Source organism: Neisseriales bacterium, assembly GCA_016699915.1.
In the GTDB taxonomy this organism is placed as follows: domain Bacteria; phylum Pseudomonadota; class Gammaproteobacteria; order Burkholderiales; family Q3-R57-64; genus Q3-R57-64.
This window is the reverse complement of record CP064990.1, coordinates 388,620-400,975: the sequence shown is the minus strand read 5'-3', so window position 1 is coordinate 400,975 and position 12,356 is coordinate 388,620. Positions and strand designations below refer to the sequence as shown.

At 42.1% G+C, this 12,356-nt stretch carries 6 protein-coding genes; 4 read left to right on the top strand and 2 right to left on the bottom strand.

Going from position 1 to position 12,356, the window contains the following annotated elements; genetic code table 11:
• Positions 1–3 precede the first annotated feature (3 nt).
• The 4 genes from IPK86_01900 (at position 4) to IPK86_01885 (ending at position 5,512) form a co-directional block, all read left to right on the top strand.
• Complete coding sequence (locus tag IPK86_01900) at positions 4–453, top strand: hypothetical protein (GenBank protein ID QQS16955.1); 450 nt, start codon at positions 4–6, stop codon at positions 451–453.
• 48 nt (positions 454–501) lie between these two features.
• Positions 502–771: a DUF493 family protein gene (locus IPK86_01895; GenBank protein ID QQS16954.1), complete on the top strand. Its 270-nt coding sequence runs from the start codon at positions 502–504 to the stop codon at positions 769–771.
• 140 nt (positions 772–911) lie between these two features.
• Entirely contained in the window at positions 912–4,697 is a 3,786-nt protein-coding gene (locus IPK86_01890) for a TIGR02099 family protein (GenBank protein ID QQS16953.1), read from the top strand.
• Entirely contained in the window at positions 4,697–5,512 is an 816-nt protein-coding gene (locus IPK86_01885) for a carbon-nitrogen hydrolase family protein (GenBank protein ID QQS16952.1), read from the top strand. Before IPK86_01890 ends, IPK86_01885 begins: the two co-directional genes overlap by 1 nt.
• On the opposite strand, the gene recB is transcribed toward IPK86_01885, so the two are convergent.
• Entirely contained in the window at positions 5,509–9,066 is a 3,558-nt protein-coding gene (recB, locus tag IPK86_01880; protein ID QQS16951.1) for an exodeoxyribonuclease V subunit beta, read from the bottom strand. The genes IPK86_01885 and recB overlap by 4 nt on opposite strands.
• On the bottom strand, positions 9,063–12,311 hold the full coding sequence (gene recC / locus IPK86_01875; GenBank protein ID QQS16950.1) for an exodeoxyribonuclease V subunit gamma: 3,249 nt from the start codon (positions 12,309–12,311) through the stop codon (positions 9,063–9,065). Before recC ends, recB begins: the two co-directional genes overlap by 4 nt.
• Positions 12,312–12,356: the final 45 nt, after the last annotated feature.

Below are 12,356 nucleotides of genomic sequence, written 5' to 3'. Positions count from 1 at the left end.
GATATGATGGTGTCTTCAGGATATTGTTTTATACCCACTCCAATCATCACTCATAAATTCGCTATGCCTTACGCTTTATTTATCACCATGTTCAGCGTGTCTTTACTGACAGCCTTATTTATCAGCTATACCTTTGTGCCTTGGTTAAATCGCATTTTAGACCGTTTTGCTAGCCAACCGCTTTTACTTGCTTGGCGAAAATGCTTGAGCTGGGCCATTATTTTGGTCGGTTTACAAGGTGGCGTAAAACTGGATATGTTGGAAGATTTTGCCTTTTCACAACGGCAAATTCCTTTTAATACCAATCCGATGCATTGGATAGTAGAAATCTACCGCAGTTTTATTGATACAGCACAAAGTTGCATTTGGGTGGTTGTGCTCTTTTTACTCGTCGCATTTATTGTTGAAGCACTCATTTTTGCTTTACAACGCAAAAACAAAAAAGAAGGTTAAACTCAAGCACGACATCATATCTCGCAACATGTTTCAACGTGTACAATCATGGCAACCCATGCTAATGAATTACTACAGTTTCCCTGTGTCTTTGTCATCAAGGTAGTTGTTCGGTATCAAGACGATATCATCCAGACACTCCTTGACGTGATACAACAATATGCGCCCCATACTACAGCGCACCATATCAAGACGAGACCGAGCCGTGCTAGTCAATATATAGGGCTTAGCATCACCATTCAAGCTACAAGTCGCCTACAGCTGGATAGTCTCTATCAAGCACTCACCGCTCATTCCTGTGTCCGGTTTGTTTTATAGTTTGTCACTTCAAGTTAGGTTAGCTCTATGGCATTGATGCAAGTCAATTTCCTGTAGTCACTGTACCAAAAATATGCACCAATTAATTGGTGCTACAATGTACCTTGATTCATTGACTACAAAACAAACAATAAATAAGCATGGCAACACCCCACCTCACCTATAAACGCCTGCTCATCGGATTATTAGGCACAATACTATGCGCCCTATTAGGATTGCTACTTTTTATAGCATGGTTACTGCCACGCATTGACCTTTATCGGCCTGCTCTAGAAAAAACTCTGACCAACCAAACTGGTTACGTAATTAAAATTGCAAAGTTATCAGGTAGTTGGCAGGGTATTTCGCCGACCATTACAGCCCATCATGTTACGCTATCCAATCGACAACAAACCCTCGCCATCCCTCAAATTGCTTGCGTGCCGTCATTAAAAACTGTGTTCGTATGGGAACCTCACTTTTCAATGATTAACATGCATTTACCCAAAATCCACGTGGTACGTGACCAGCAAGCTCAATTGTCAGTGAATTATTTTCCACTCAAAACATCGCGTAAACCACAGTTAGTCAATTGGTTGCTTCGTCAAGATAGCGTTCTCCTAACAAGCACCGTTGTCCAATGGCAAGATGACTTCAAGCATTTGCCCATCGTGCATTTACGATCAGTTGTAATGACCTATGATAAAACATTATTTGCTCAAACATTGGTAGTTTCCACTTCACAAGCACAACATATCGGGAAGCGTCTCCTCGTTACGGCAGCATGGCATGGACAAGATGTCAAGCAATGGAGGCATTGGTCAGGATATATCAAGCTTTCCGCTAAACACCTACAAACTGATTTTTTAGTCCGTTACCTTAATCCATCCCATCAAGCCTGGCAAGCTCAAGGTAAGGTCGAAGCAACAGCTTATTTCAAGCAAGGTCAACCTATAAAATTAAGTGCAGCCCTACAAGATGCCCGCATCGTCTTGCAAAAGAAATATGCGACCAATCTTCATACTGTCATACGAGCCAATGGTCATATACAACTAGCTTATCAAGATAACCGATCCTATCAAATCAAAAGCCAGTTTTCTAACCTAAGTATTAATCAAACACTTGCCCTGCAACAAGCAAAATGCGATGCAACGATTAGTTCACAAGGCTTTATTCGCCAAATCAAATTTGCAGTTCAGCATGCTCACGTCACTTCATTAGATACACTCAAATCTTTATTTCGCAAAACATGGCCCACTCGCTTGAACACGATCCAAATAAACGGGCATTTTAAAAATTTGCAATTAGCTTGGCATGATCGGCTCACTTTTTCACGTGAATTTTTTCTTAAAACTGACTTTGTGCAATGTAGCGGAACATGGTACGCTCAACAGTTAGCCATTAAACAAGTCAGCGGTCACCTTGATGTCAATCAACAACAAGGCAAATTGATACTTAATAGTCAACATAGTACATTTGCGATACCACGTATTTTATCTGTCCCACTCAAAACTAAAGCATTGCATGCATATGTTACTTGGCGTCAGCATGACCAAGACACGGTTATCCAGCTTCATCGGATAAATATAAATAACCCAGATTTTTCAGGAAAAATACAAGGGCAATATCAGCATAACACCCGTTATATTGAACTGGTCGGCATACTCAAACAAGTACAAGTTGCCCGTATTAAGCGATATCTTCCCCAACAACTAAACTCAAAATTTAAGAAATGGTTTGATCAAGCTTTACTGAATGGCATAGCTGAGCAAGCAGAATTTTCACTCAATGGTGACTGGCGTCGTTTCCCTTTTGCAAAAGGCCAAGGTGGACAATTTCAACTTAAGGCAAAAGTGTATCACGCTAGTCTACGCTATCACCCAAACTGGCCAATTATCCATCATATCAACGGACAACTCCTGTGGGACAATGCACGCCTTACCATCTTGGCCAAAACGGCTCTAATTGACCAAATACCACTACGCAATATTGCGGTAAATATTCCAAACATCAAACATCAGCCTATTTTATATGCATCAGGTAATATGACTAGTGCATTGGATCGTTATTTGCGGTTTATCGAAAAAATACCACATTCGCCCCATATTACTAGCTTTGTTAAAAATTTACGGGCTACAGGCTCCGCCTCCATTAAGTTAACACTCCAGATTCCACTCATACGTGGCAGCCGCGCAAAGAATAAGTTTACTGCAAACGTTGCCCTTCAGAACAACACGCTATACTTTGGGCGCTTATCTATCCCTAATATGAAGCATATACAAGGCAGCTTACGCGTTAATGAACAGGGTCTACATACCAAAAAGCTTGCCTTTACAGCATTAGGTGGGCAAGCTACTTTGACCGCAAAATCTAATCAACATCAACAACAAATCGCCATCACGGGCACGGCAAATAGTAAAGAAGCCACAAAGCGCTATGTACATTTTTTAAGCAACTACATCAAAGGTCAGGCTAACTATCGAGCCACAATAACCATCAAAAATGGCCTAGAAAGAAGCGTTGCCATACAAACACCATTACAAGGCACTTCGCTCGTACTACCCTACCCCTTACATAAAACAGCAAAACAAAAATGGCCTCTACAAATCACTGCTCAATCTACCAAAAAAAGTAGCTGGCAAGTAGCCTATCAGATTTTAGGCCACCTTCCCATCACTGGAAAACTTGGTATCAAGGAAGGCATAATGACTGCTCATGCCTTACAAATCGGATCCATCCATGACACCAAGACCCATCCCTCGCTATCTATACAAATTGCTGTGCCTAATATAACGCTTGACCCTTGGCTTCGCCTATTGCCTCCCTTTTTCCGGAGCCATACAATGAAACTGGCTATGCTTCCGATTAACTTCACCTTGCAAACACAGCAACTTACCCTCTTTAACAAATTGTTCCATCAAGTCAGCTTATATTTTGCAAGAGATACTAAGCAACAAATTAGCGGACAATTTGCATTGGATAAAACTACCGGGACGGTGCATTTTGATCCAGAACAAGCAGCTTTAGCGATTCAAGTATCTCAATTGGATACAAAAGATATCGAATTTTTCGCTCAGCCCATTCATTCTACGCAACAACAAGCACTAGGTAAATTGGTTAATCTATCCTTACATTGCGATGCGCTCTATCATCAGCATAATAATCTTGGACATCTTAACTTATCAGCAAAACAGCAAGTCAATGGCTGGGTCGTCAAACTGATTGAGCTTATCAATCCACACGGTACGTTAACTGCAACATTCGCTAGCCATGCAGAGGATAAGCAAACTACCAGCCAATTTATGCTACATCTTCAAGATGTGGGGCAGTATTTATCAGGCTTGGGTTATGTCAACGTCATAGGAAGCGGCCATGGCACAGTACGAGGTAACCTTACTTGGCCCAATACAATTAAATTCCCCAAAAACGATGATGTAACAGGTTATATCACCTTAAATATCCAACAAGGCTATTTCGCCAAAATTGACCCTGGCGTCTCACGATTGTTTAGTATCTTGAGCCTCCAATCTTTGCTGCGATTTGCGCAATTCGATTTTGGTCGCTTTTTTGAAAACGGACTTGCTTTTGATTATATTTACGGTAACATCTTGATTCAAAATGGTGCACTAAGCACTGATAAACTGGTCATGAAAGGTCCTGCTGCAGATATTACAATCAATGGCGTGATGGATTTTAAGCACAACACGCTGCAACTTAGCGTGCAATTGGAGACACATCTTATAGAAAATACTGCCATTGCAACGAGTTTGATAGCTCTTAATCCATGGTTCGGTATGGCTGGTCTGTTAGGTCAACAAGCCCTAAAAAATCCGCTCGGAAAAGTATTCATCATACATTATGATATTAGCGGATCAATTGATCAACCCATCATAGAAAAGCGGCGAACGTTACAACAATATCGACGCAACCTCACTGGAGACAAGTAATGCCGAGTATTGCGTCTACACAGTTTGTCGCCACGGCCATACAGATGGTATCAGGATCCAATGTTGCTGAAAATTTACAGGTTGCAGACAACTTAATTAACAAGGCTGTTCGCCAACAAGCACAGTTAGTTGTGTTGCCTGAATGCTTCGGATTAATGAATTTAACTAATTGCCAAACACCTTATAGTGAAAATATAGCAGATGGTCATATTCAGCAAGCCCTATCCCGTATCGCTCAACATCATGGCATTTGGCTTGTGGGCGGTACATTACCTATTAAATCACATCATACAGAGCTTGTTCGTAACAGTACCCTGCTCTTTGCGCCAGATGGTTCTGTTGCTTGTCGGTATGATAAAATCCACCTGTTTTGTTTATCTAAACAAGCTGAGTCATACTGCGAGGCCAATACTTTTGAGCCAGGCGTTAAGGGCGTTACCTTTCAAACACCACTAGCACGGCTTGCGTTTGGTATTTGCTACGACATTCGTTTTCCGGAGCTTTTCCGGCAGTTACTACCTTTTGATATTTTGGTTATTCCAGCTGCTTTTATTGCCGTCACTGGTAAAGCACATTGGGAAGTGTTATTACGAGCACGTGCGATTGAAAATCAATGTTACCTGATTGCTGCTGACCAAGGTGGCATCCATGAAAACGGCCGTGTCACACACGGTTACTCCATGATCATTGATCCGTGGGGTCGCATCCTAGCCAAACAAGCAACAGGTCAAGGCTGCATCAGCGCAACGATTGATTTAGACTATTTGAAAGACGTCAGACGAAAATTACCTGCCTTAAAAAATCGCGTGTTTTAGTGTACGCTTGCGGTTGCCTCGCCATAAAAAAGCTGCTCTAAAGCTTGGAGTAGTGCTTCGGAGGGTGTATCGGACCATATGCCATGACCCAGCCTATCCAATCCCCGTACAAAAAGGTAGCGTATACCACCTATATTGACTGGTAAGCCACGAGATTTCAGATAAGCTCTAAGTGCCACTAAATAAATGAGATATTGCAGATAATAATGCTTTTGAGCCATGACATGAATCAATTGATGTTGTGCATAGTGTATTGTTTGATCGCCAAGGTAATGTGACTTATAATCAATCACATAAAAAGCATGGTCAAACGATACAACTAAATCAATAAATCCTTTGATATAACCCTTGATTTGTTCAAAATCAAGCCGATAGGACGCTTCTTGAAAAGCAGGATGCAATTGGTAGCTGGGATTCGCAAGAATCGCCTGTAAAGCAGTGACCTTTAATGGTTTAAGGGGCAATAAAAATGCCATTTCTGTTAGGCGTGCTTTACGGGTAATGCCACGAAGTGAGTAAGTCTCCTTTAGCGGTGCATCAAGAACACCTGATACAAGACGATAAACCTCATCACGCCAAACGGTTTGGCTAAAAGCATGGCGCATTAAAACGCGATCAATTGCCAAATAAAGCTGCTCATCCGTATCAGAAAAATCAACTGTCTCTAGTACATCATGTAAACATCGCCCAGCACGCGTGCCTTTTGGAAAATCAGCGTGAATCAAAGTAGGAGGTGAAGCAATCTGTGTAAGCGCTGGCGCCTCGTCATCTGGCGTCGCCTGAATACCCAAACTAAATGTATCCGCCAACCTGCTAAAGCTGGCAATTTGCCAAGCTGGTAAGACAACTGGACTAGTAGGAGGCATCACGATCGCTTGGCTAGGTTGGGTTAATAAAGGTGCATTGGGCATCACGTAATCAGCATAGCGTATCGACATATGATTGGCATGATGGCCAACCCAAGTTGCCCATTGATCATGTAAGGCTTTTTGGGTTAACGTTTTAAGTTGAGTTTCGACAGCAATAGGATCCAAAGCATCACCGCAAAGTAGCCAAGCTAGCGGTGTATGCACAATATCTTTCATAGCTCCCCAGCAGACTTCAATGCGCAATTTAGCGCGCGTGAGCGCAACATAGAGCTTACGAATTTCTTCTGCAAATCGTTCATTTTGTGCTCTACGCTTAATGTCATCATTCACCGTGGCTGTAGTCGCAAGACATGCTTTATCATCAATATGATATAACCAAAAATCATTTGTTTTATGATCCAAATAGGCATGCCATAAAAATGGGCAAAAAACAACAGGGTACTGCATACCTTTAGCAGCATGGATCGTTACGATGCGCACCAAATCTTGATCGCTATCTAAGCGTTCTTGTTGGTCTTGGACAGAAGAACTACGGTGCATGGATTGCATAAACCATGTAACCAGTGCTGTCATACTAGATTGTGTTTGTATGCTATGCTGCTGCGCTAATTCCATCAAGTGCATCAGATTTGTCAATCGGCGCTCTCCATCAACAAGTGGTAGTAGGCGCTCAGCTACCCGATCCGCTCGCATATAAAATCGCCATGCAGCCATTGGGCCTGTATTTAACCAACGCTGATGAGCCTCAAAAAATAAAGAACGGTATCGTTCTTGTGCTGTATCCTCTAACGTATAAATTGCTGCTGCATCTAAACCAATAATTTCTGTTGCCAGCGCCGTATGTAAAGCAAAGCGATCACCAGGTAGGCGCCAAACCTGCAATAACGCTAACATGTCATCTGCCTCTGCACTGTCAAAAACATTGCGGTTAGTCAATGAGGAGCTGGCAATGTTATATTTGGCTAGTGCATCGCGGATGACAGCACCTTGCGCATGCGTTGCAACCAATACAGCAATATCGCGAGCGCATAATGGATAAGCGCTGGATTTTTCTTCTACGAGTGGCTTGGAAGATAATAATTCTGCAATGCGTCTTGCTGTCCATGCTGCTGCCTGCGTAATCATCTGCTTTCTAGAAATATTGTTGGTTTCCTCTTCTGCTGTCTGGCTCGTTAGCCAATGCCAAACCATTGCTGAATAACCATCTGCCAATTGACCAATGGGTTCAGAAGCCTGGGCAGGCAAAAAAGGAATATCTAACAAAAATGCTTGTGATCGCTCAAATAATGCATTAATAGCCGATACAACCGCTTGGCTAGAACGGTAGTTCTTTGTCAAAGTATAGTGGCGATCTGCTTGCTGCTTGGCAACAAGATAAGTAAAAATATCAGCACCCCGAAAACTATAAATAGCTTGCTTAGGATCCCCTACTAAAAACACGGATTCGCCATGTTGAATAAAAGATTGCTGAAAAATCGCATATTGCACCGGATCGGTATCTTGAAATTCATCAATCAATGCGACATGCCATATATCAGCAATCTCTTTACCCAATGATGGATGATGTTGTAGTAATCGCATCAGATCAATGACTAAACTATCCATCCGGCGTTGAGGCTGATCAATTTGTGTTGTGAGTTTTTCATCAATCCAATCAATCAAAGCAAGCCTTAGAACATCTATTGAGCAAGCACGGATCTGGGATAGCTCTAAATCGGCATCTAGCAGTTGTGCAATGGCCACAAAAAAAGGATGGTGTACCGCTTCATTTTCTTCAATACAATCGGCTAATGCAGCAGGTCGCAATTTCTCAAGCCATACTTTTTTAATGGGTTGCGTTGTCTGCGCTTTATCCAATAATTGATCACCCGAAGAAAAAGTGGCTTTCGTTGCAGGTTGTGATAACCAAAAAAACAGTGCTTGATAGGATTTTTCCCGATAACGATTTTTGTTTAATTTTTGCTGTTGTAAGAACCAAAAAATACGCTCTCCTGCCTCCAGATGTTGCCATACTTTGTGCCATGCCGCAGATAACGACTGCCTAGCAAGGACGGCTTCATCGCTTGCTGACTGCAGATTCGGTTTTTCTAAGTAAGGCTTGCCAATATACGGCCTAACAACCTTGAGCATCTTCTCAACATTCAATTTTTCTTCAATGACAAGCTGTGCATAGTGCGCATCATACAAAACATGCGTACGCCAAAAATCAGCAACAAGCTTATTTAAAAGCAGCGTATCATCCGTCAATAGCTCATAAGTATGATTAGCTGGCTCATAATGCGACAAGATCCGCTGACAAAAACCATGGATGGTATAAATAGCAGCTTGATCGAATTGATTCAACGCTTCTAACAAATGTCTTTTAGCTAACTGCATCTGATGCGCATCTTCCCTGTAAGGCGCAAGCAAATCCTCAGTTTCTTTATCTTTGGCACCATGCTGCAACGCAGATAGCGTCGTTTTTATTTTTTTTTGAAAACGGGTATATAGCTCAGCTGTTGCAGCTTTTGTAAACGTCACAACAAGGATTTGATGGATCGCTAAAGGTGGTTGTTTTGCATCGCCAAGCAAAAACCGCACAAATAGCGTTGCTAAACTCGAAGTTTTACCAGTACCCGCTGACGCCTCAATAAGATTGATGCCATTTAAAGGTGCCTTGAATGGATAAAAAATAGGCGCCGTCATGTTTTTTTGTCCATATATTGTCTAGCAAAAGGCGCTAACAAAAACTTTGCTAGATCCCAAAAAATAGGTGAAAACAATGCTTCTTGGCCACGGAAGGCTATTTTTATTGCTACGTTCTGCGATTCTGGTCTGCCGTAGCTGTCTTCTTCCCATACTTGTCGTATAACTTCTTCTGATAGTACTTTTGTTTTGGATTGAACTTCAGAATGTGCCGCCTGCCAACTGGCTCGACGAAAAAAAGGAAGTGGAGTATGTTGACCATATTGATACCATTTCATCCATTGGTTTAAATAATCCATAGCCGTAGCTTTATCCATAACCGATAGCTCATGATGATACCCATCGGTACTGATAAGTCTTGTGCAAGGCATAAATCGACCATCTGCTATGATATTTAACACCAAATGCCTAAGCCAAATATGGATTATTTGATCTGGCTGATGCGTATGGTCGATAAAACAAAAATAGCCACTTGGTCGTATGCCATTGAAGTTGCCAACTAAATAATTACCCTCTTGACATGCTATATCAAACCGTATAGTTGGCAACACCACTTCGCTGATATCTTCTTGTACGTTCAAGCGGTTAATAGTTTGTAAGGCGTGCTGCTTATATGCTTTACCAAGTTCTCCAGGCGGAAGGAGACTCGTGTCATCAAAAGCACTATTGGCAAAATCAACATCACAAGGTACATGGTGTTTTTTAAATAAATAAGCTAACAAGTTGCGCTGCCCACGATAACGCAATGACAGTGGTTCCTGCTCTGTGGATACCAACCAATGTAAAATAGGCTTGACTTTCAGCTGTTCGAGCAACCAATATTGGGCTGGCAAACGCCAAAAACGCAAAAAAGTATCCCAAGTAACTAAGGAATTGGTTAGCGCCATTTGCGACAAACTAACAGCAAAAGGCTGTACAGTGCGGTGCGCTAAAGCAAGTCCAGTCGCATAAGCTGCTTCAAAACTCACTAAGCCGCGCTCCTGTCCCCTATAGTAATTGCGCGAAAAAGGCTGTAAAGGATGGTTAAAAATAGTTATAGCAGCATCAGATACGTGAACCTTGTTCACCGAATCGGATGTACTAAGCAACGTTTGAGCGCTAGATAGCTCATGAAGCACAGTTTGTAATTGGCTAATCCACACCGTAGGTGGCAAGTCATCGTCACTATCTTGTGCGTGACCTACCCAAGAAAGATAAAGCGTTTTTCTTGCCGATAACAATAGCATAAGCCATGCATAGGCATCATCATCCCGCACCGAGCAATCCGTTGACCGCCCTTGACGCAGCATCAAATTACCATATATGGGTGGTAATGGGGCTGGAAAACTGTTGCTATCCAACCCAATTACACAAATGATTTTAAAGGGAATGGCACTGAGACCGTGAATAGTACCAAAAGTTAGTGACCCGTTTAACGTATCATGCTGTACAGGTAAACAGATCGCATATTTGAGCCAAGCACGTAAAACAGACAATTCAAAAAACTGGTGACAACAAAGCGAATTGCTCTCAAGAAATAGTAATAAAGTTTGTCTTAAAACATCCAACGCCCGCTCTTCTTGTTCGTCTGGATCAAAAAAAGTCGCTAATGCATAGTCTATACGTTCTACCCAATCTGTTGCATCAGTCGGTTTTTGCCAAGTAGTTGATAATTGATCTAGCGCATCAAAAAAATGACCAAATTTTGCTACTTTTGGCAAATCTTGCCACCTAACCTGTAGCGGTTGTATCACTAACTCATTGGCTATATCAGCTGTTAGTTGATCGGGCGATAAAAGCGTACCCAACAATAAGCGATCTAATCCAAAACGCCAGCTAGATACAGGTTCTTCTTGAAATCCCCAGTCCCTACGGTGTGAAGCATTACGCCCCCAAGTAATAGCCGCTTGATGTATCCAATAAACTATTTTATTCACTTCGTCGTGTGAAAACCCAAAGCGCCTACAAAGCGCTTGGCAATCAAAAAGCTGACATACTTCACTGACAACAAAGCGGCTATCTACTAGTTCGATCAGCTTCATCAACGACACAAGTAGCGGGTATTCAGTATATTGATTGGCTCGGTAAACAATGCGGTAAGGGATATAACCTTGGTCTATTGGTTCACCAAATACGGACTTAATAAAAGGGGCATAGTTGTCAATATTAGGAGCAAGTATTGCTATATCTGCTGGCGTTAAAGTTGGGTCGTGCGAAAAATGCCATAGCAGTTGATCTTTGAGGATTTCCAATTCGCGTAGCGGGCTGTGAGCCACATGTAAAACGATGGACGCATCATTCCTTACTGCCTGGACATCCTCTATTTCCTCATCTTCCTCATCAAGTAGCGCATTAGGCATCAAAATACTTTTTTGGAGTTTACCGAGCAAAGTGCTGGCAGCAGGCGGCCGAAAAAATGATTTTAAATGCCATTGATCGTCCAAAGCCAGTGCATGCAAAAAAATGCTACCTTTATGCCCCAACTGATTGAGTAACAGGTCGCCTATTGCTTCCCGGGTAGTTGTGCTGTCTGATAAAAAAAGAGTTGATTCAGTTTTTGCCCAATACTCACAGCAGGGATTGAGGACAAAACCATAAATCTCAATAAAATCAGCCAGTCGTTTAAGTAGATCTAAATAGGCAGGCGCTAAATGCATTAAGCCAAACAGGGTAATGCGCTCAGGCAAGACACTGCAATGGATTTGATCAAGCATGTTGACATAGTGTGCTATATGGTGTGGTTTGGGAACAGACTTTGTCAGTGCTTGCCAAAGCACCGCTTGCCATTTTTCATCATCCCCTAAACCTAACGTTTGGTTATTTTCCCAAGCAAGCAACCAATCAAGGCGGTATATCAAATATTGATCAAATAAGGTAGCAAGCTGCTGAGCAAGATAAAAACGTGAGGCAGGACTAGCTTGTTTCTGAACCTGCCAAGCTATAAAAGCAGGAATATGTGTAATGCTCGGCAGTAATCCAAATAGTCGCCATGTTAGCGCCTCATGTGTGAAGGCATAACCCATTTTTTTATCATTTGCCGCCTCAGTGATCAGCTGTTGCACCCATGACATGGGTAACATCATATCCAAATTAGCAGCAATGCCGTTATGCTTTACCAACTCTTGACTAAGGTAATGCCCCATGGCAGAGGAAGGAACAATGATGGTTTCAGTAATAAAAGGATCGCGCAATGGTACTGTTTTGATAAATTGCGCATAAAACGCCGCCAAATCCTCAATAGCATTGGATTGATAAAAACGAAGCATGCTAAGCGCTTAGCTTAAACACATGACGAACAACATGAACTGGAT